The 19,023-nt window shown below is 28.4% G+C and carries 28 protein-coding genes; 1 reads left to right on the forward strand and 27 read right to left on the reverse strand.

Annotation, left to right across the window (positions count from 1 at the left end):
• Window positions 1–99 precede the first annotated feature (99 nt).
• The 24 genes from nusB to A7L45_RS13800 form a co-directional block, all read right to left on the reverse strand.
• Window positions 100–495, reverse strand: a complete 396-nt coding sequence (nusB, locus tag A7L45_RS13690; RefSeq protein ID WP_071613306.1) for a transcription antitermination factor NusB — start codon at window positions 493–495, stop codon at window positions 100–102.
• A 97-nt stretch (window positions 496–592) separates the two neighbouring features.
• Window positions 593–982: an Asp23/Gls24 family envelope stress response protein gene (locus A7L45_RS13695; RefSeq protein ID WP_071613307.1), complete on the reverse strand. Its 390-nt coding sequence runs from the start codon at window positions 980–982 to the stop codon at window positions 593–595.
• 81 nt (window positions 983–1,063) lie between these two features.
• On the reverse strand, window positions 1,064–1,576 hold the full coding sequence (locus A7L45_RS13700) for a SpoIIIAH-like family protein (protein WP_071613308.1): 513 nt from the start codon (window positions 1,574–1,576) through the stop codon (window positions 1,064–1,066).
• 38 nt (window positions 1,577–1,614) lie between these two features.
• Entirely contained in the window at window positions 1,615–2,226 is a 612-nt protein-coding gene (gene spoIIIAG / locus A7L45_RS13705) for a stage III sporulation protein AG (RefSeq protein WP_372445228.1), read from the reverse strand.
• A gap of 100 nt (window positions 2,227–2,326) precedes the next feature.
• On the reverse strand, window positions 2,327–2,920 hold the full coding sequence (spoIIIAF, locus tag A7L45_RS13710; RefSeq protein ID WP_071613310.1) for a stage III sporulation protein AF: 594 nt from the start codon (window positions 2,918–2,920) through the stop codon (window positions 2,327–2,329).
• Between the two features lie 64 nt (window positions 2,921–2,984).
• Window positions 2,985–4,163, reverse strand: coding sequence for a stage III sporulation protein AE (spoIIIAE, locus tag A7L45_RS13715; RefSeq protein WP_071613311.1), 1,179 nt, complete (start codon window positions 4,161–4,163; stop codon window positions 2,985–2,987).
• A 24-nt stretch (window positions 4,164–4,187) separates the two neighbouring features.
• Window positions 4,188–4,571: a stage III sporulation protein AD gene (spoIIIAD, locus tag A7L45_RS13720; protein WP_071613312.1), complete on the reverse strand. Its 384-nt coding sequence runs from the start codon at window positions 4,569–4,571 to the stop codon at window positions 4,188–4,190.
• A gap of 60 nt (window positions 4,572–4,631) precedes the next feature.
• Window positions 4,632–4,829, reverse strand: a complete 198-nt coding sequence (gene spoIIIAC, locus A7L45_RS13725) for a stage III sporulation protein AC (RefSeq protein ID WP_071613313.1) — start codon at window positions 4,827–4,829, stop codon at window positions 4,632–4,634.
• 15 nt (window positions 4,830–4,844) lie between these two features.
• Entirely contained in the window at window positions 4,845–5,363 is a 519-nt protein-coding gene (gene spoIIIAB / locus A7L45_RS13730; protein ID WP_071613314.1) for a stage III sporulation protein SpoIIIAB, read from the reverse strand.
• Between the two features lies 1 nt (window position 5,364).
• Window positions 5,365–6,285, reverse strand: a complete 921-nt coding sequence (gene spoIIIAA, locus A7L45_RS13735; RefSeq protein WP_071613315.1) for a stage III sporulation protein AA — start codon at window positions 6,283–6,285, stop codon at window positions 5,365–5,367.
• Window positions 6,286–6,455: 170 nt separating this feature from the next.
• Window positions 6,456–7,013: an elongation factor P gene (efp, locus tag A7L45_RS13740; protein ID WP_071613316.1), complete on the reverse strand. Its 558-nt coding sequence runs from the start codon at window positions 7,011–7,013 to the stop codon at window positions 6,456–6,458.
• A gap of 286 nt (window positions 7,014–7,299) precedes the next feature.
• Entirely contained in the window at window positions 7,300–7,704 is a 405-nt protein-coding gene (locus A7L45_RS13745) for a hypothetical protein (RefSeq protein WP_071613317.1), read from the reverse strand.
• 1 nt (window position 7,705) lies between these two features.
• A complete protein-coding gene (locus A7L45_RS13750) occupies window positions 7,706–8,152 on the reverse strand; it encodes a hypothetical protein (protein WP_071613318.1) in 447 nt (148 codons plus the stop codon).
• A gap of 6 nt (window positions 8,153–8,158) precedes the next feature.
• Entirely contained in the window at window positions 8,159–8,944 is a 786-nt protein-coding gene (locus A7L45_RS13755) for a hypothetical protein (RefSeq protein ID WP_071613319.1), read from the reverse strand.
• 11 nt (window positions 8,945–8,955) lie between these two features.
• Window positions 8,956–9,384, reverse strand: coding sequence for a hypothetical protein (locus tag A7L45_RS13760; protein WP_071613320.1), 429 nt, complete (start codon window positions 9,382–9,384; stop codon window positions 8,956–8,958).
• Entirely contained in the window at window positions 9,374–9,832 is a 459-nt protein-coding gene (locus tag A7L45_RS13765; protein ID WP_071613321.1) for a PilW family protein, read from the reverse strand. The genes A7L45_RS13760 and A7L45_RS13765 overlap by 11 nt, the downstream gene beginning before the upstream one ends.
• Window positions 9,829–10,275, reverse strand: a complete 447-nt coding sequence (locus tag A7L45_RS13770) for a type II secretion system protein (RefSeq protein WP_071613322.1) — start codon at window positions 10,273–10,275, stop codon at window positions 9,829–9,831. Before A7L45_RS13770 ends, A7L45_RS13765 begins: the two co-directional genes overlap by 4 nt.
• Window positions 10,256–10,699 carry a type II secretion system protein gene (locus A7L45_RS13775; protein WP_162523181.1) on the reverse strand — a complete coding sequence of 148 codons (444 nt, stop codon included), beginning with the start codon at window positions 10,697–10,699 and terminating at the stop codon, window positions 10,256–10,258. Before A7L45_RS13775 ends, A7L45_RS13770 begins: the two co-directional genes overlap by 20 nt.
• A gap of 57 nt (window positions 10,700–10,756) precedes the next feature.
• Window positions 10,757–11,953 carry a type II secretion system F family protein gene (locus tag A7L45_RS13780; protein ID WP_071613324.1) on the reverse strand — a complete coding sequence of 399 codons (1,197 nt, stop codon included), beginning with the start codon at window positions 11,951–11,953 and terminating at the stop codon, window positions 10,757–10,759.
• 47 nt (window positions 11,954–12,000) lie between these two features.
• On the reverse strand, window positions 12,001–12,585 hold the full coding sequence (locus tag A7L45_RS13785) for a GspE/PulE family protein (protein WP_071613325.1): 585 nt from the start codon (window positions 12,583–12,585) through the stop codon (window positions 12,001–12,003).
• A gap of 141 nt (window positions 12,586–12,726) precedes the next feature.
• The gene (locus A7L45_RS24095) at window positions 12,727–12,855 is read right to left on the reverse strand and encodes a hypothetical protein (protein ID WP_257786548.1); all 129 of its coding nucleotides are present in this window, start codon (window positions 12,853–12,855) and stop codon (window positions 12,727–12,729) included.
• A gap of 382 nt (window positions 12,856–13,237) precedes the next feature.
• Complete coding sequence (locus tag A7L45_RS13790) at window positions 13,238–13,564, reverse strand: hypothetical protein (RefSeq protein ID WP_071613326.1); 327 nt, start codon at window positions 13,562–13,564, stop codon at window positions 13,238–13,240.
• Complete coding sequence (locus A7L45_RS13795; RefSeq protein WP_071613327.1) at window positions 13,545–14,429, reverse strand: ParM/StbA family protein; 885 nt, start codon at window positions 14,427–14,429, stop codon at window positions 13,545–13,547. Before A7L45_RS13795 ends, A7L45_RS13790 begins: the two co-directional genes overlap by 20 nt.
• 88 nt (window positions 14,430–14,517) lie before the next feature.
• Window positions 14,518–15,231 (reverse strand): hypothetical protein, encoded by a 714-nt coding sequence (locus A7L45_RS13800; protein WP_071613328.1) that lies wholly within the window; start codon window positions 15,229–15,231, stop codon window positions 14,518–14,520.
• Window positions 15,232–15,399: 168 nt separating this feature from the next.
• Here A7L45_RS13800 and A7L45_RS13805 point away from each other — a divergent pair, with 168 nt between their 5' ends.
• Window positions 15,400–15,567 carry a ribbon-helix-helix domain-containing protein gene (locus tag A7L45_RS13805; protein ID WP_071613329.1) on the forward strand — a complete coding sequence of 56 codons (168 nt, stop codon included), beginning with the start codon at window positions 15,400–15,402 and terminating at the stop codon, window positions 15,565–15,567.
• A 374-nt stretch (window positions 15,568–15,941) separates the two neighbouring features.
• On the opposite strand, the gene A7L45_RS13810 is transcribed toward A7L45_RS13805, so the two are convergent.
• The 3 genes from A7L45_RS13810 to A7L45_RS13820 form a co-directional block, all read right to left on the reverse strand.
• Window positions 15,942–16,970, reverse strand: coding sequence for a hypothetical protein (locus A7L45_RS13810; protein ID WP_071613330.1), 1,029 nt, complete (start codon window positions 16,968–16,970; stop codon window positions 15,942–15,944).
• Window positions 16,971–17,303: 333 nt separating this feature from the next.
• Window positions 17,304–18,467 (reverse strand): hypothetical protein, encoded by a 1,164-nt coding sequence (locus A7L45_RS13815; protein WP_236900447.1) that lies wholly within the window; start codon window positions 18,465–18,467, stop codon window positions 17,304–17,306.
• A 332-nt stretch (window positions 18,468–18,799) separates the two neighbouring features.
• The gene (locus tag A7L45_RS13820; RefSeq protein ID WP_071613332.1) at window positions 18,800–19,012 is read right to left on the reverse strand and encodes a DUF3006 domain-containing protein; all 213 of its coding nucleotides are present in this window, start codon (window positions 19,010–19,012) and stop codon (window positions 18,800–18,802) included.
• Window positions 19,013–19,023: the final 11 nt, after the last annotated feature.

Genomic DNA, 19,023 nt, shown 5'->3' on the forward strand with positions numbered 1-19,023 from the left:
GCTAATAGTTAGTACTATCAGATGTTAAATTGGTTAAGTAAGTCGCAATGTAGGCTAGTATACTGACTAGTTATCTTATTACTATTACTATATAATATTTTAAATCATCTTCGCGAGTATTCCATTTATAAATGCTGGAGAACTATCCTCACCATATTTCTTTGCTAGTTCTATTCCCTCATTTACAGAAACCCTATTAGGTATTTCTTCCTCATATAATATTTCATATGTACTTATTCTTAATATAGCCAAATTCATTTTTGATAACCTAGCAAGCTTCCATTTAATTAAATATTTTTCAATGTTTTTATCAATATCTTTACCATTTTCGTGAATACCAGCTAACACCTTCGTGATATATGACATATCAAGGTCATTTAAATCAACATCGGTGTTCTCTTTAAAATTCTCAATTATATCCTCATATTTTTCTTTGTTTATTGACATTTCAAAAAGTAATTTCATTGCTGTTTCTCTCGACTTTCTTCTATTCATTAGTAATCCTCCTAATTTTTCCATACTATATTATACCTTATCATAAGAATAACAAACATATAAATAAACACCCTCCGGTTAGAGAGGGTGTTTATTACTATGCTTCTATTTCCTCAAGCTTTTCTGTTTTAGGTAATACAACATTTTGAACATACACATTTACTGCTGATACTACTAGTCCTGTCATAAGCTCTACGGATTTTTTAACATTTATTTGTGCTTTTTCAGTTACTTCTGGAATTTTAATACCATATTCAACTACAACGTGTAAATCAATTATTGCACTATTTTCTCCAACATTGACTTTAACGCCTTTAGATAAATTTTTCTTTCCACTTAATATTTGAGTTATTCCACCAACAAGACTTGCACTCATTCCAACAATCCCCTGTATTTCAGCAACAGCGAGTCCCGCTATAACACTAACTACATCCTCAGATATTTTAACAACACCCATTTCAGTTTCATTTAAAATTTTATCTTCCATAGTAATACCCCCTTATTTAACTTAGGTAAAACATGATAATGCTATATTTATTATAGCAGATAAATATTTCTTTTACAAATATTATTGTTTAATCTTAACTTCAATTTTTTCTAGTTTTGTTTTACTCATGACAATATCTTTAATGCTTCGAAGCTGTTCATCTGTAAGTTGTTTTTTATCAGTTTTAATTACTACTTGTACTTTGTCATTAACTATACTACACATTGATTCTTCAAACCCTTGAGCTTTTAATGCTAGTTCGATGTCTGATTGGTTCTGAGCTGCCATCGATATGTTTAAGTATTGCTTAGATGCAACTTTCTTTTGATCTGTTGGAGTATTGGCATCATCAATTAAAGTTTTAATAGTTTGAAGCGTTTTGTCATTGTCTTGATTTCTTGATAATTTTGCTTCTACAAAATAAGTCGAAGCAGTTGAAGCAGTTTTGGTGTCTTTTAAAGATATTGCACTTTTCTCATTGCTAAAATCACTGTCATTTACATACAATGGACCATTTACCTTCGTTGCAAGATACCCTGCAAACACAATAAGCACTACCAACGTAACAATTATACCTGACTGTTTTTTATTCATAATATTTCCCCCCATCTGCCTTTCTAAGAAATTATATGCTACTTATTCATAGGATATACATTAACTTTGTTCTCAGGCAAATTAAATAAATTAATCACTGCCTGTCTAATCCTAAGTTCTGTAATTTTCACACCTGATCCTTCTGCCACTACACATACGCCAGTAATAATTGGCTTTATTTTTTTTACAATTAACGGTTCATTCGCGCTCCCGTTATTCTCCATAACTACAGTGCTCCCATTATTATCTTGAGTTATATTTCTTGTTCCACCAGCTTTATCATCTTCTTTTGTAACACTTTTAGAATCATTAACATTTACTGCAGGGACACTTTCCTCTCCACTCTCAAAGTAGATCATCACTTGTACCTTTCCAACCCCTTCCATCCCTTCAAGGGTTAATTTAAGTTTACTTTCTAGTTGTGCTTCATAATCATTCACTGCAGCCGTGTTGGTTACCTTCGCAGTTGCATTTTTCTGTGTTTCTGTATCTATTGTAGTCTGTGCAGTTGAAGTTGGCTTTGATGACTTAAATGAACTGCTTGCTAATACTATTACAACTGCCACTAAAATCAGTAATACTATATTTCCTAATAGTTTATCAGACTTTTTGCTTTTGTCATTTTTGCTACTTTCATTACCTCTATTAATTTTTGTTTTAATAAACTCAGTAAATTTACTAAGTAAATTATCATTGTTCATAGAAATCCCCCTCTTTTCTTATTTATATATCAATTAATAATCATGTGTTTTATGAATTTACTTTATAAACAGTTATAACATCATCAGATATTTTAAGTTTATTACTTAAAAACTTCTTTATCTGTTTCCCTTGAGTGTTTGTTAAAACATTGTTATTAGAAGCATCCACACTTTGTGTATCAATTTTTATACTTTTAATACTTTGAACCCCGCTATCAACAACATCAATTTTTACCCTATTAATATTGAAAACTCCATTTTTACTATCATAAACAACATCGACATCAGCATTGTACTTGTTTTCTGGATAGGTCTGCTCTAAATTTGTAATACACTCTTTTTGTAAATTTTTTTTAAAATTTTCTGTTGTATTTACTATATTAATATCTTTATATTTCTTCATGTCTGAAGGCTGAGTGCTTCCCTCAATGTAACTTGTTGCTTTATTAGAATAAGAATTCAAATCAAAGTTCTTATCAAAGATTTTTATTATAGGCTTTATTATTACAACAATCAACATTAAACCCAATACAAATTTTGCATATTTTTTCATGTTATTGTCTGGCAAAATCATCTCTACAGCAGTAATAAAAAATATAGCTATAGTAATATTTGTTACCCAGACTTTTAATAGTTCAATCAAATTACCACCACCTCCTTTATGATTAGAATCAAATTCACCATATAAGTATAATATATGGTAATTATCATCCTGATATTATACCTTTTCCAGTAGCCGCTACTATCGCAACCATTATAAAAAACATTACACTTACCGATATTACACAAGACATTAAAAGAAGAATAGAATCCCCTACTGAATTTATACACTCTACTGTGCGATTATCGCTTATTGGTTCAATTAGTGCAGCTGCTGCTTTATATAAAAAAGCCATAATCAGAAGTTTTATAATAGGAAGTATTACTATTACCATAAGAACAATTAACCCAAGCCCACTTATAGCACTCTTTAAAAGAAGTGAGTATCCAGCTACTGTAGAAATTGCATCTGATAAACATTTTCCAACTACAGGTACAAATGTATCTACCGCAAATTTTGCTGTTTTTATAGTAACTTGATCTAATGTTTTTGCTGCAATGCTTCGTATTGTAATTACCGCAATAAACACTGTCATAACTATTCCTTGTATCCAAATGGCAGTTTGTTTTAAAAGTTTTGTTAGATTTTTTATTTTGTAATCGCTAGATATACTGCTAACAAACTGCATTACAAAGCTCATAAATATTATAGGAATGATAATATCTACATATATCCTAGAACTTACCGTTGCAAAACCCATAATTACAGGGTCTAGCAGCGTCGCTTCTGCAAATCCACCAACACTTGCTAGGAGCATCATGAGTACTGGGATAAGTGCTGACATAAAATTAGACATACTGACAATCGTATTTTTGGCAAGCTCTGCTACTACATAAAAACTTTTAGTTATCATTAAAATCATTACACCATAACACGCAAGGTAAGCAATATTTGATAAACTCTCTCTATTAAAAGCACTTTGAAGATTATTTAGCATCGCACAAATAATAGCAATAATCATAAGACTCCCAATTAATTCCATGCATGCAATAACCTCTTTAAACGTATATCTAATAATGAAAGTTGATGTTTTATTAAAACTTAAACCATTATCACCAGTTTTTATAAATTGCTCCACAAAAGTTTGTGGCTGCATATCGTTAAATATTTCATATTGAGATTTAACATTAGAAATGTAGTCATATAAATTATTTATTTCAGTTTGTTGCTTTTCCCCTATCTTACCTATCTCAGCAGCTTGTACACTAATGTTCAAAGATAATAAAAATAATAAAATCAGTAAAATCTTTTTCATATTAAGTCTCTTCATATTTCGTTTCTTCATTTTACATATCCTCATCCTACACCTCTACATTATTTTCAAAATAGATTGCATTACTGCCATTAAAATTGGTATTGCCAAAACTAATATAAATACTTTTCCAGCAAATTCAACTTTACCTGCTATGTTACTCTGACCAGCATCCCTGCAAATCTCACTACAAAAAGAAGCTAAATAGGCAATTCCCAGTATTTTAAAAACAGTATTTAAATAGACGACATCAATATTAGCCTTATTTGCCAACGTTTGTAAAAACCCCAGAATTATTGTAAGTTTGTTTACCATAAATAAAAATATCAATATTCCCGCTGCTATACTAACTTGAATAGCTAAATCATCTCTTCTACCTTTGAATATAAGCACAATAAATAATGCTATGAAAGCGAATGCAACAACTTTGATTATTTCCATAACACCCTCCTCGATAGACTCTGCCAGTAAATAAAAGTTTTTGATTTTTATCTGTTCATCCTAAAACTGAAACAAAGTTTTTACAGAAGTAAACAGTTTATTTACTAAATTTATCACCATCATAAGAATTATTATTACTCCAGCTAAATTCGCAACTACAGCGATATCATCCTTGCCACCACTTTTTAAAATCTTATCAATAATAATAATGAGAATACCTATTGCCCCTATTTTAAACAGTAAACTAACATCTAACACATAAAAACCTCCTCCCTATATTAGTACTATTACAATCATTGCCCCAAAAGAAAAGCCTAAACATCTATACATTTTTATATTCTTATTCATATATTCTTCAGATATCGTAATTTGTTTTTTTAAATTCGCTATAGTAAGCAGAAACATACTGTTTTGACCTTGAATATCAGATTCTCCAAGTGTTTTTGATAAATCCAAAATAACATTTATATCATCAGAATTTATATATAATTTATTTTTTGTTAGGTTTATTGCACTATTCATAGCTTCATATACATTCTCGTATTCGTTGTTAGTTAACAATTCACTTGTTTTATTAAATAGTTCATTTATCGGTTCTTTACTTTTCCCTGCTATACTTTTAAAAGCATCTGGCAAAAGAGCATGTACATAAGTTATCTCATTTTGAAGTTGATAAACAGCTCTTTGAATTTCATTTAGTTGAAAAACCCTATATTTTAACCTTTCGCTGTATATAAATCCAGCCATAGTTGACGCAACTAAGATTACAAGACACCCAACTATTTTAATCATATTACGACCTCCATACATCTATGCCCTTAGTAAAATCATAGATACGTTCTATTGTTCCAATTCCTTTTTTATTACTAAGCACTATCCCCCTGGTAAATACGTAATTATCAACAATATCCTTGAAAACTAATCTTTTATACAAATCTTCAATTCCAAAACCATGAATAGTTGTAATTAAACTAATTCCAGAATTTAATGCCATTAAAATGCTTTCCATATCATTTTTAGTACCAATTTCATCACAAACTATCACATCAGGTGACATACTTCTAATCGCCATCATAATTCCTTGACTCTTAGGGCAATTATCTAGTACATCAGTACGCACTCCAACGTCCATTTGTGGTATTCCCTTAAAAGAACCAGCTATCTCGGAGCGCTCATCAATTATAGAGACGTTCTTCCCTCTAAAACTCATATCTTTATAACCATTGGATATCTGCCTCGAAATATCTCTTATTAGAGTTGTCTTGCCACATTTAGGAGGAGATATAATTATTGTATTGTATACTGAATTATTATTAATAATATATGGCATAACTTTGTCCGCACATCCAATAATTTCTTTACATGCTCGTATATTTATAGACGAAATGTCTTTAATGGTTTTAATGCTATTATTTTCAATTACACAAATCCCACATAATCCAACTCTGTGTCCGCCTTTTATAGTTATATACCCTTGCCGTATCTCGTCTTCAAAGGCATATATGGAGTAATTGCTTATCCTCTGCATTATGTATTTTAAATCTTCTGGAGTCGCAATATATTCCCAGACTTTTTCTTTACTGCCAATGTGAATAAACAAAGGCTTGTTCACCTTTACTCTAATCTCTTCAAGTTGTTGCACATTATCAACTTTTTCAAGAATATTTCTAATAGTTTTAGGTAGTATTTCAAATAAATCTTTTGTACCTAACATCTTCTCATCCTCCCATATATAATTTGTATTTCTTTGCCTTGCATAATATTCCATATAAATTAAATCATATTATTTAAATTCGGGTTCATTTCCATAATATATGTATTAGTTAACAAAAAAAGAACAAAAAAAAAGAACCAATATGATATCGGTTCTTTTTAAATAGAAATTTAAACTCTTAACATGTAATCTCCATTTCTAGTATCTATTCTTATAGTTTCACCTTCATTGACGAACATTGGCACTTGAATAATTGCTCCTGTTTCTACAGTAGCTGGTTTTGTTACACTAGAAGATGTATTACCTTTAACACCTGGTTCAGTACTAGTTATAAGTAATTCTACAAAGTTTGGAGCCTCCACTGAGAAAGCCTCATCCTTATAAAATTTTATTATAGCAAACATATTTTCTTTTAAGTATTTTATTGCCTCTTCAACTTTTTCGTAGTTAAGTGGTATTTGTTCAAAAGTTTCTTGATCCATGAAGTAGTATAGTCCGTCAGCTGCATATAAATATTGCATTTCTTTTCTTTCTATAACTGCCTCTTGTAATTTTGTAGTAGGATTAAATGTTTTTTCTGTAACCCCTGAGTTTATAACGTTTCTTAACTTAGTTCTAACAAATGCAGCTCCCTTACCCGGTTTTACATGTAAAAAATCTATAACTGTGTAAACTTGTCCACCTTCATCAAATGTTGTTCCTTTTCTTATATCGCCTGCTGAAATCATTAAGTATCCCTCCAAAATTTATAAATAATTCAATTAACCCATTTATATTATAACCTTATTAGGTAAATTAATACCAATCATTACGTTTGCACTCCACTAAATGTAAACATTACAGTGGAACAATGTTATTTTATCAAAACTTAAGGATATTTGCAAATATAAATATATATTTTTTGAATAATTTTATGTCTTTTTTATAAGTATACCATTTAAAGTGTATATATTTTAACAAAAATCATTAATTAAAATATTCACTCCCTAAAATTGGAGCGAATATTTCAATTAATCACTTATTCTTTTTAAAATCAATCTCTATATTTGTAACTTCAGTGTCTTTGTGAATAATAATTTTATTTACATTTAATAAATTTTTGCTTTCAGTTAACTTAACTAATGAACTATATAATAAATTTAAATCCCCTTTATACTTAACTTCAACATTACATTTTTCATTATCCGACATATTAATGGACTCTACCATAAAATCTTTATTTTTGCTTAAGCATTCTAAAATATCACTATATCCAAATTTCTCAGCGCTTCTCATGTTTTTAGCAGTAATACTACTAATTACTTTGTTATCATTATATGTTATAAATTTATTTTTAGAAATTATAAATTCAAAAGATAAAATAGCCATTATCATCATAAGTATTACTAACATCCATTCAGACTGTCGATTTTTATACATCTTATACCTCGCATTCAATATTAAAGGTAAATTTATCTTTATCTTTAATATTAGGGGTTAATTTTTTTACGTGGTATTTATTCTCTATGCAACTTATTACTTTGATATATTCTTCATAATTTTTAACTTCTATATTCATTTTAAAGTTATTATCAGTTATTGTAATATCCTTGTACTTCAAACCATTTTCCTTTAAAAAATTATTTAGTTTGGTATATTTCTCAATAATAATTGTATCTTGTTTTGTTCTAAGCTCAATACCACTGTTCTTTTGAGTACTAATACTTTTCCCCTCTATATTTCCTGTTTTATTTGTGAGATTTAATATAAGCCCTAGCAAAATGATATCTAATATGAAAAATAGCATAATACCCATTTTTATTATCTTCATATTTATTTTATTCTTTTTATCAATATACCAATTAGGAATAAATGTATTTTTTCTCATGTTTATCTACCCCTTTAATATTATATATTTCAACAATTCTTCTCTCTTTAACTCATCTAGTATTTGATGAGACAATTGTAGATATTCAAATTTTTTAATATCTGATTCAATATCTAATTGTGATATGTTTGAATAATATATTTTTTCGCAGGATTTTGCATAATCATTATACTGTTCTAAAAATTCATTCATTGATTTTGAAAATTTTGATAAGGTGACTTCCTTAAGACTTACACTATTATTAGCTACAATCTCATTATTGTTGCATATTAAATAATATAAATTGCTATTATAATAAAATACCATTATATAGTTTTTCACATTGATCTTGTTTGCATAAAAGCTTTTAAAATAAAATTGGATTAGGTTTACTTTTTTGAAAGTAACATTATTAATACTATCCTCTAACATATCTAGGTTATTTCCTTTTAAGCAAAAAACTAATATCTCCATATTGGTTTTATTCTCTTTAATTAATTTATAGGTGAATGAGATATTATTTATATCCTTATAATAATATCTTAATTCATTTTTAATCATATCATTTATTAAATATTTTCTAACTATTGGCAATGTTACCAATCGTATGTACACTGTTTCACCTTCAACCAAAACGTATAAATTCTTATTTTTTATATCAATTTGAAACTTTTTTGTATTGGAATCATCCTTATAATATGTATTTTCATTAGAAATATTGTATAACTTATTAAAAATCAAATGTTTAGAAAATTCTATACTTGAAATTTTCTGCTGCGTAACTTCTAAAAATATATTTTTCCTGAACTTCATTTTCCCCTCCCTTATTTATTATGATATTCAGTCTTTATAAATATCAGCTTAAACTTTTCACCACTATCCTCTAATATAAAATAATCATATCTTTTTTCATTTTTTACATCAGGCGTTGTAAAAATGAATTGGTTAGTCGATCCAGTATGACTAACATTAGCACCACCATACTTTACAGTATTACTTAAAGAATCGAACGAAAACTTATTTATTCCCTCCTGCTTTATTTGTACTTTATTTGCATTTATGTACTTAAAAAATAAAGTCATTAAATACTCTTTGTCTCTTTGGTAATTGTCATCCTTTAACACATGTTTTTTATTACTTGTTGCATACTTAACCTCTGACAATTGAACATCAAATATATACATCATAATAGTTAAGCAAACAAGTCCTACTAAAATTGTATAAATTAATATAAATCCTTTTTTAGTTTGCATTTTCTAGAACCAAACACCTCTCAACATTTTGGCCATTATACCAAATTATTTTAATATAAATATTTTTCCCGGATTTTACAGCAACAAATTCTTTCACATTATCTACAATTAAGGCCTTACTAGAACTATCATTAGGCAATTTATACATTGTGCCATACAAAACATATAGATTACCATTTATACACTTTATATACTTTATATCATTTCCATTTGTATTACTAATTTTGATAACATTTTCCTCAGTTATTACATCTTTTGCCAGATAATTCACCTCTTTTTCTATTATGGCTATTGCTTCACTTAAATAATTAAACCCATTATTTTGTACTACACTGCTTTTATAAGTTTTTACATAAGAGATAAATATACCATCTACTACTCCAAGCATTAAAAATACCAAAGCCATAACAATTGTTATTTCTACAAGTGTAAATCCTTTTTTAATCATTCATGACACCCTTTATAAAAATTGCACTGTATCTCTTCTCTCTTGTTCGTTTTTCCAGAATGCAACAAAAGCTTCAATTTATAAACATTTAATTCATCTTTTATTAAACTTAACTCTATATATGGATTCTGGGTGGAAGTATGATCCGAAAACACCTGCATAACATTAGTTTTAATTTTGTTGAAATTCATATTTTCTTTATCCACAAAGAAATTTTTACTTGTTTCTAACTGTTCTAATTCCTTGAAAGTCATTGAGTATATAATATTGTTTTTTATAGCTTCCATTATTAGCACATCGTTATTTATATTTTTAATATCTTTTTTCATGTTAATGGAAGCTTTATCAAATGACATCATACAAATGAAAATGATGGAAAATACACCAAGGCTGCATAATACCTCAATTAATGTAAATCCCTTTTTACTTAATGATTTTGACATATGCTGTACCTACTCTCATTGTTATTCTATGTTCTATCAAATTGTTATCTTTTAAAATTATTGTACATGAGTCATTACTATAACCCTTGTCATCACTTACAATATCATTATCACTTCTCCTCCCTATAACCTCATATAATTTTATTTTATTAGATAATGATAATTTGTTAATCTCTGTCGTACCATCGTGCAACTTTATTTCATTCCTTAGTACATCAAAAGTTATAATTCCACTGCAAGAATTCTCTCTACAATACATTTTCGAATTATTAATAAAACTTACTATAGCATTGCAAGAATAATCTGCATCCACTTTGTTTTTTATTGTGTTGTAATATCTAACAGACACAACGCTAGTTCCACCAATTATACCCATAATAGACAATACTAAAATCATCTCAATTAATGTGAACCCTCTACGCATAAATTCCCCTCTCATATTCCCCTAAATTATCTACACAAAGCTGCAACCTTAATATCATTACAACTTACCTGCAGAGTCCATAACATTTAGCATCGGAAGCATAGCTGCTAATATGATTATTCCAATCATAAGTCCCAAAAATATTATTAAAATTGGTTCTAGTAATACTGTAGCCTTATCTACATTTTCCTGAGCATCCTCATAAAAGATATCTGCGGCAGTTAAAAACATTCCATCTAAAGTGCCAGTTTCCTCACCAATTTTTATCATAGCAATAAAAAATTGTGGAAATAAATTCATTGCATTTATTGAACTTGATAAGTCTTCCCCTTTTTCTATACCATTAAAAACTATTTTAAGTTTTAGCTTAAAATACCTATCACCTATAACATCATTAATTATTTCAAATGCTCTAATTAACCCAACTCCACTACTTAGCAGTATATTAAGTCCTCTAGAAAACCTTGTGTATATAATTCTCCTATAAACCGGTCCTAATATTGGGCACATAAATAGAAATTTATAAAAAATAATCTTTCCTCTTTCAGTCTTAAAATATTCTAATAAAATAAAACCTACACTTGAAATTACAAGTAAAATCAATAATAAATTGTGCTGAAGAAAACTACTTGTTCCTAGAACTATTTGTGTTATTAGTGGGATTTCTGCATCAAGAGAATTAAGATTTGTAATAAATACTGGAATTACCTTTATCATCAAAAACATGGACACAATCATTAATGTTATGAATACTATAGATGGGTAAATCATAGAGTTAGTAAATCTTTTTAACAACTTATGCTCTTTTTCATAGTACTCAGCTAATTCTTCTAAAATTATATCGAGCCTACCGCTCTCCTCACCCAAATAAATCATATTTATCATAAATCTAGGATATACATTTATAGTTTTTTTCATACTTTCATGGAGTGAATTACCCTTTTTTACATTTTCGCAAATATCAATTAGACTCTTTTTTATTGACTTATGCGTCATTTGCTCATTAAGCAAATTAAGAATGTCACATATTGAAATACCAGCTTTAATACATAAAGAAAATTGTTTGCAAAACATTGATATTGTTTTCAAACTAGGTTTACTCGAAATTTCACCTATATTTTTTACACTTCTAATTTTCATTAAATATACTTTTTTTTCACGTAATCTTAAAGCTAATTCTTCAATACTATCACTTTGCGTACTTCCCTTTATTAAAACTCCATTTGATGTTTTAGCAACATATTTATATCTCATGTTATATTCACCTATTACCCGTCATTTTTAATTTGTTTAGAGATCCCTTATTTAAAATTATAGCTATAAGTAGCACTTATAAATTCTTCTATTGATGTTATCCCATTAAGCACTAAAGTTTTACAACTATCCTTAAGTGAACTCGACTTATTTTCATTACAATATTTCCAAAGCTCATCGCTTATCCCATTTCTTACTATAATTGATCTATGATTACTATCCATTTCTAGCAACTCATATATTACAGTTCTCCCTTTATATCCAGTTTCACAACACTTATTGCACCCTACTGCACTATATGTTTTCTCACCTCTTTTAAATCCTAAATGTTCAAATTCCTCATTCATAACTTTATATTCCGCCTTACAATAAGGACATAGCTTTCTCACTAACCTCTGAGCTAATACTACAACTAATGAATCCGCAACTAAATATGATGGAATACCCATGTCTATTAACCTTGATATGGTCGCCATCGCTCCATTTGTATGAAGTGTCGACAATACTAGATGTCCAGTTATTGAAGCCCTAACCGCTATTTTCGCTGTCTCCTCATCTCTTATCTCCCCAATCATTATTAGGTCAGGGTCCTGCCTTAGAATGCTACTTATCTGAATCAATATTATATACAATGCAATATACTTATATAATGTAGCAATATCAACGGTTCTTATAAAAACATTTTTAAATACTTATAAAGAATTATAAAGAATTGCAATATAATTTTTGACGAATTTTTGACGAATACAGATTTGAAGCGCTAAACCAACTTATTATTGATTTAGCGCTTTCTCAATTTTAATAAAATAATCTATCTCTAATTCCAATAGTCTTGAAATTATTTGTGTGTCCTTTTTTATATCATTTTTAAAAACATCTCTTATATAATCTGTTTCCCCCATGTTTTTATCCCCTTCCGTAATGGAAATATAATTTGTTAAATGTATCCTTAATGGTTTAATAATAACATTTTAATTTATAAAAGTAAAGAACATATGTTCGTATTTTTTCTTCGCTTTTTGTATTTTTCTTTATATTATTTCAAAACTTTTTAATTCTTATATTCTACTGTATTTTATTAAAATTTCCGGATTGCTTACTAATTTTAATCATTTAAAATTTAATAAGACCATTTTTCTTATTCTCAACTCTGTCAATTTTGTTATTCTTCATCCTCGTTCTGGTCGTTATACCCATTTTCATTGTTTTCTTTCATTATATAGTCACCTTCCCTGAGAGAGTCCAATATCATTCTTGGATATAGATCCTATTCCCTTATACAAGTTAAATAAACTTGCTCAATTCCTCTAGCTCATTCATTTCTAATTCGCTTACTTCATGTGGCTTTTCATCACTTTGAGTAACTATATTTTTATTTACATTATCACTTTTACTTACGGTGAGTAACTTTGTATCACATTCACTTACTTTTATTGGAGTAACTAGTGGCAACTTTACACCACCGTTACTCACTATGTAATTATAAATTATTTCTTTAATAGAGCTGTTTGGGTCCATGCATCCATCAAGAAACTCTACTATTTGTTTTTCTTTAGGTTTGTCCAAGTTTAACGTGAATTGGACTCTTACACTATTCTTGCTTATTGCCATTGCTCCACACCTTCTTACACGCCTCTGATGCTCCATCTACATTACTTGTGCTTGCATTATTCAATACAAAACTCGCCTTTAAAGATAATTGCTTTATATACTCCTTTAACATTAAGCTTGTACCTCCAGTCCAGTAAACTTTATAGGTATTAAGATTGGCATAAGGCTTTATAGAGTTTAATATATTACTTAAAAATAAAGTGTACTCCTTTTCTTCTACCGTGATTATCTTATTATCTATAAGTCTTTGTATGTCCTCTTCGCTATAATCCTTATTCTCTATATTTTTAATTTTAGTATATAGATCATAGCTTCCTAGTTTAATTGTTTGGAGCTTAACTACTTTCCCATTTTCAAGGATAGATAAATTTATTGTTCTGCTACCACAATCTATTATGCAAATATCACCCATCTTCTGCTCCTTACTAAGGCTAAAATAGCTACTATAACCTTCAGGTAATATTAATGTGTCTTCTATAAAAATCTCCTTATCTACACCATTAAACTTTAATTTTGTATGCTTATTTTTGCTTACTATATCTATTAACTTTTGTTTACTAGCCATCTGCATTATAGGCAACATTAAACATAAATTAGTTTTTATAACGTCACCACTATTAGCTTTGCATATAGCATACATGAGTTGTGGTATAAAGTTTTCTTTGTTAGTTTTGTCATATTCTTTGCTAAACTCTCCAATGGTTAAATATGTGGTAAATTCATCTATCTCAACCCTTTGAAAGCTATCAGGATAACTTTGGTAGTCCGTAGTATATTTAGCACTAAAACTGCCCATATTTCCACCTATATACTTTATAAAATAATTACCAACGTCTATAATTGTATGTTGTGCTACTTTATTCATTATTAAAACCTCCATTTAATTTATTAATATTACAGCAAATTATCTGTTCCACCGCTTCTACATTACTCATTTTCTCTAATCATTATTTCTACGCTGGCAACTCATACTGCTCACCGTATAACAGTGCCTTCTCTAATTTCTCAAAATCATATGTGCGTTGTGGATAATCATTAAATGTACCTTTGGCAGAATATTCTTTTTTACATTTCAAAACTTTGTTGTTCTTTATTGCCCATTTTGTGTAGTTAAAAATATCTTTTACATTCTCCTGGGCCACACTGTAATTGTGACACTCAATAACCTTAGCGACATTATTACTAGCCACTTTTAAAAGTTCAGCTACATCTACATCCTTTAACCCTGTAACTTCTGCTACGGCCCTAACATCTTCATTTATGCTAACTACTTCTTGTTGCTCTGACCCTAAAACATCATCAATATGTATTTGTCCATCCAGTGGAGCATCACAATTACTATCTAGATGTTTAAGTTTCTTTTTCTTTACTGGAGCAACTACTTTTGTAGCCCCTTCATTGTTTTTCAAAGTGTATATATACTCATATCTACCTTTATTACTTGTTTTGTTTTCAATGAGTACACCTTTATCCTTAAGTTCTTTCCAAACCCTTCTGAAGGCGGTTTCTCCATAACCACTAATAGATTTTATATGTTCTCTTCTAATAGAAAAGTTATCCATGGTAGATAAGTATTGTAGTTTGGCATAAAGACCGATGGCCTCGCATGATAGGTTTAAATCGAAAATTATTGAATTGTTTATTTTGGTAAATCCTTTAGTAGCCATTGTGGAACCCCCTTATTTAACATTGATTAACATTGATTAACTTATTGCAAGTATACAACATTAATTAATGTTAATCAACCTTTTTTATGAATTAATTAATCAACATTGATTATAATTAATCAATTTATATGTTATAATATAGGTATACTCTAAGTTTAGGAGGTTTTTATGAAAACTAAAAAAGATACTTTAGTTAATAGAGAAAGATACTCTAGCACATTTGATAAAGACTTATTAAGGCAATTTAAAGATTTGTCAAACGAAACTTCAATACCCGCTTCAAAACTATTCGATAAAGCATTGGTCTTATTATTAAAAGAATATGGCAAAAGGTAACCAACGATAAAATTGGCTACCTTATTTTTTTATTTAAATTTCTATTTCTACTTGACAAAACAACCCCGATTCCCTATTTTATAGCATACCTTTAGGTATATAGTAGTTGTTGTTTGTATAAGAGTTATTTATATAGTCTTATTAATAAAGTCTTATTAACTATATTCTTATTAAGTATGTACGATAGCCACATATGGGTTTCAAACGTATGGTTATTGATATGTTGGTAATGATATGCTTAAAATAAAGATTATATATTTGTTTTCCATGTAATTTAAGAAGACTTTTTTTGAACTGCGACGTAAAAATACCGTAAGATTCGATCCTGAATATTACGGTATTTTCATAAATTATTTAGTTAATATACCAACTTGCTATTTATTAAAGCGATTATTAAATTTAAATATATACGATGCAATTTTATGCTCAGGTTTATCTATATTTATCAAACTAGATAAATTATCTGCAATACTAATACCACTTTCTATAATGCTCTTTGCTTCATTTGCACAAGTAAATATATTTCCTCCAGAAAGTAATAACTTAGCCCCTATCACAATCATATTCTTTATTCTTTTATTTTTATTTTTATTTATCTTATTCTCTAAACTTATTAATGAAGCTTTTATTTTTGTATTTATTAGTACTGTACATTCATTTGCAATTTGGTTATACGATGATCGATTACTATCTATTTTTTGATGTAGCAAATAAGTTAATTCTAATATCCCTGCTTTAAATTCTAATAATTCATCTTTTAACTTTTCCCTGGCAATTAAAATATCTTCTGGATTTTGAGTAACCATTTCTGGGAGTGCTAATTCACAAATTGACATTATTGCTAAATTTTCCGACAAGAAACTTACATAGTCTTTGTTATCAATTTTCACACCTGAATTATAGCTTTCATGTCCCGAAAATATTGGAATACTATAAGCTTCGGCAACAGAATATATGTTAGCTGCTCTTATTAATTCAGAAACTGTAATTTTATTGTTATTTCCTGAGAGAATAGCTTGTACTATATTTTTAGTTAAATTATTCATTTTCGAATTTTGAATTTTAAAACCTAAATGACCAGGTTTATCTATCAGCTCTAAATCTAAATCTAATTCATTAGCTTCAACAAACACCTCACTACATTTCTTAGCATCATATACGTTCAATACATTCTCATTGCTTAATATTTTCAATGGTCCGTTAATAAAATCTAGTTTAGCAATACCCTTGGTATCAATTAATCCTTTTTCTTTTAACTCCTCTAATTTTTGTATTTCATCGTCTATAGGTTTTGAATTGAATAACATCACCTCATCATAAAACATACAAAGACTTGTCAAAACCTTAGGATTCTGTATTACAAACGACGGTTCATAAATGATTCTTGATTTGTTATCCCCCATAAAATTCTCCTCTATTCTAGACCACAACACTCTAAATATTTGTTAATTTACATGGAGATTATAACATACCAGCCTTTTAAAATCCATTAATTTGTATAACTTAATAAATATTACTTTTAATGCCGTATTATTTAGTTATCAAAGAACATAATTTACATATTAGACTTTAAGTGCTGTTTCACCCAATTGTCAGGAACTGAAGCTCCTATTTACAATTATATTTGAAATGCGACGTAAAAATACCGTAAAATTCATTCCTGAATAATACGGTATTGCATAAAATGATTACACTAATTTAGGGATACAGAACTTTAATGGAAATCCATATAAACTTTAACTGCTAACACTATTGACCACATCTTCAATTCCATTAATAAACCATTCTAGACTTATAAATTCACGGCCAATTCTAGTCACATGATAATTAGATGCAACCATATCTATATCCTCTCCATCATGTTCGAAAGTAATTGTAAATTCACCATTCTCATTATGATTAAAAATATATCCTTTTTGTTTTAGTTTATTTCTCAAAACTTTCAAATCAATTACTACCAATATTATCAAATTACCATTATAAAATTCCATCAAAGACTTTTCATCCTTAAATATTATTGGAAAGGGAGTGTAATTTTCATTAATATACTTCATCTGATTTATATAAAATACTCTTGGTTCATTTATGTTTTGACACACTTCTTTAAAACTATCAAAATCTTCTAATTTATAGTAAATAGCATATGTTAAACCTTCTTCCATTTCTTTAATTATTTTGCCTTTTAGAAATGCTTCCTCAATTAAGAGTTGCAAATCTTCTTTATAATTAATTTCCTGTTTATTTGTATGTACTCGCTTAAATGTTTGATTGGTTTCCTCAAAATTTTCTATATAATCATTTTGAATTACCTCCATCTTCTCATCAAGCCCTTTTTCTTGTCTAATGATCCTATTATTTCTATTATCACTTGATTTAATCTCTAACAGGTATGGTTTCCCCTCTTTTTCAATTGTTATATCTCCATATCTTAGTGAATTAGTTATATCATTTAGAATTGCAAACCTACCTGATTCAAAAATAGATTTTAGTTCGTAAAGTTCTTTTTTTAAACCTTCTTTACCACCAATAAAGCCAGCTGTCTGTTTCCAACAAAGAGTTTTTAAATCATGTTTATTGAAATATGCAAAAGCTAAAGAATCCCCTATCTCACGAAGTCTTTTAATATCTTCCTTAAGATTTATACTTTCATCTTTAAGATTTTTAGATTCTGTACTCAACTTACGTCTAGTATCATTTGTAGTATTTTTATCTTTAGTTATACCCTTATTACGAGTGATTTTGCCTTTATTTGATTTTATTTCATTTTCTATTTTTAAAATTCTATCTAATAAAGACATCTGGATATCATATGCAAGCTTCATATTTTCAAATGGATCGTCTACAAACACTTGCAAAATTTTGTTTAATTGTATAAAAAACAAATTATTGTCTGTCATCATTATCACCTCTTGCTAAATTTTGTATTTTTGGCACCGCTTCACTATTTTTCTAAGTATTTATATAAACATATACGAATACTTATCATTAGTATTTATATTAAGGCTAAAGGTAATCATATCATATACTTACAATTACTACATTTTCTTTTCAATAAAATTACGTATTACTTTTATCTTTTAATACTGTATTGTTCTGCTTTCAAAGAACATTGCTCGTAATTTAATTTTAATAGTTACGTCGTCTAATTATAATATTATTCAACAAACTTTCTAAACACTTATTCTATTTCCTTTTATAAAAAAGCACCTCAGCTGTTACACCAAGGTTAATTCTATTCCCATAAATCTTCAGTTAATTTTTCAATTTCTCTTTTTCTTTTTTCAGTTTCCTCTATATCAATAGTAATTATATTATTATTGACATTAAGTACGTCACCTTCTTTAGCCCCAGGAGGAATGTTATCTTTAGATATATCCGTCATAGTTCTATCTTCTTTTTCACAAACTGCGTAAGATCCTTCGAATCTATCTATAACTACCTTCATAATATGTCCTC

Source organism: Clostridium estertheticum subsp. estertheticum (assembly GCF_001877035.1).
GTDB lineage: Bacteria > Bacillota > Clostridia > Clostridiales > Clostridiaceae > Clostridium_AD > Clostridium_AD estertheticum.

Bases quoted from the DNA above. Each gene is read 5' to 3' on its own strand.
- A7L45_RS13810 (WP_071613330.1), bottom strand. From the start codon at position 16,970: ATGGGGGATAACAAATCAAGAATCATTTATGAACCGTCGTTTGTAATA.
- A7L45_RS13750 (WP_071613318.1), bottom strand. From the start codon at position 8,152: ATGAGAAAAAATACATTTATTCCTAATTGGTATATTGATAAAAAGAAT.
- A7L45_RS13805 (WP_071613329.1), top strand. From the start codon at position 15,400: ATGAAAACTAAAAAAGATACTTTAGTTAATAGAGAAAGATACTCTAGC.
- nusB (WP_071613306.1), bottom strand. From the start codon at position 495: ATGAATAGAAGAAAGTCGAGAGAAACAGCAATGAAATTACTTTTTGAA.
- spoIIIAE (WP_071613311.1), bottom strand. From the start codon at position 4,163: ATGAAGAAACGAAATATGAAGAGACTTAATATGAAAAAGATTTTACTG.
- A7L45_RS13765 (WP_071613321.1), bottom strand. From the start codon at position 9,832: ATGATTAAAAAAGGATTTACACTTGTAGAAATAACAATTGTTATGGCT.
- A7L45_RS13780 (WP_071613324.1), bottom strand. From the start codon at position 11,953: ATGAGATATAAATATGTTGCTAAAACATCAAATGGAGTTTTAATAAAG.
- A7L45_RS13745 (WP_071613317.1), bottom strand. From the start codon at position 7,704: ATGTATAAAAATCGACAGTCTGAATGGATGTTAGTAATACTTATGATG.
- A7L45_RS13775 (WP_162523181.1), bottom strand. From the start codon at position 10,699: ATGCGTAGAGGGTTCACATTAATTGAGATGATTTTAGTATTGTCTATT.
- spoIIIAA (WP_071613315.1), bottom strand. From the start codon at position 6,285: ATGTTAGGTACAAAAGATTTATTTGAAATACTACCTAAAACTATTAGA.
- A7L45_RS13795 (WP_071613327.1), bottom strand. From the start codon at position 14,429: ATGAATAAAGTAGCACAACATACAATTATAGACGTTGGTAATTATTTT.
- A7L45_RS13815 (WP_236900447.1), bottom strand. From the start codon at position 18,467: ATGATGACAGACAATAATTTGTTTTTTATACAATTAAACAAAATTTTG.
- A7L45_RS13755 (WP_071613319.1), bottom strand. From the start codon at position 8,944: ATGAAGTTCAGGAAAAATATATTTTTAGAAGTTACGCAGCAGAAAATT.
- A7L45_RS13790 (WP_071613326.1), bottom strand. From the start codon at position 13,564: ATGGCAATAAGCAAGAATAGTGTAAGAGTCCAATTCACGTTAAACTTG.
- A7L45_RS13800 (WP_071613328.1), bottom strand. From the start codon at position 15,231: ATGGCTACTAAAGGATTTACCAAAATAAACAATTCAATAATTTTCGAT.
- A7L45_RS13770 (WP_071613322.1), bottom strand. From the start codon at position 10,275: ATGTCAAAATCATTAAGTAAAAAGGGATTTACATTAATTGAGGTATTA.
- A7L45_RS13695 (WP_071613307.1), bottom strand. From the start codon at position 982: ATGGAAGATAAAATTTTAAATGAAACTGAAATGGGTGTTGTTAAAATA.
- spoIIIAD (WP_071613312.1), bottom strand. From the start codon at position 4,571: ATGGAAATAATCAAAGTTGTTGCATTCGCTTTCATAGCATTATTTATT.
- A7L45_RS24095 (WP_257786548.1), bottom strand. From the start codon at position 12,855: ATGGGGGAAACAGATTATATAAGAGATGTTTTTAAAAATGATATAAAA.
- A7L45_RS13700 (WP_071613308.1), bottom strand. From the start codon at position 1,576: ATGAATAAAAAACAGTCAGGTATAATTGTTACGTTGGTAGTGCTTATT.
- A7L45_RS13760 (WP_071613320.1), bottom strand. From the start codon at position 9,384: ATGCAAACTAAAAAAGGATTTATATTAATTTATACAATTTTAGTAGGA.
- efp (WP_071613316.1), bottom strand. From the start codon at position 7,013: ATGATTTCAGCAGGCGATATAAGAAAAGGAACAACATTTGATGAAGGT.
- spoIIIAB (WP_071613314.1), bottom strand. From the start codon at position 5,363: ATGATTAAAATAGTTGGGTGTCTTGTAATCTTAGTTGCGTCAACTATG.
- A7L45_RS13820 (WP_071613332.1), bottom strand. From the start codon at position 19,012: ATGAAGGTAGTTATAGATAGATTCGAAGGATCTTACGCAGTTTGTGAA.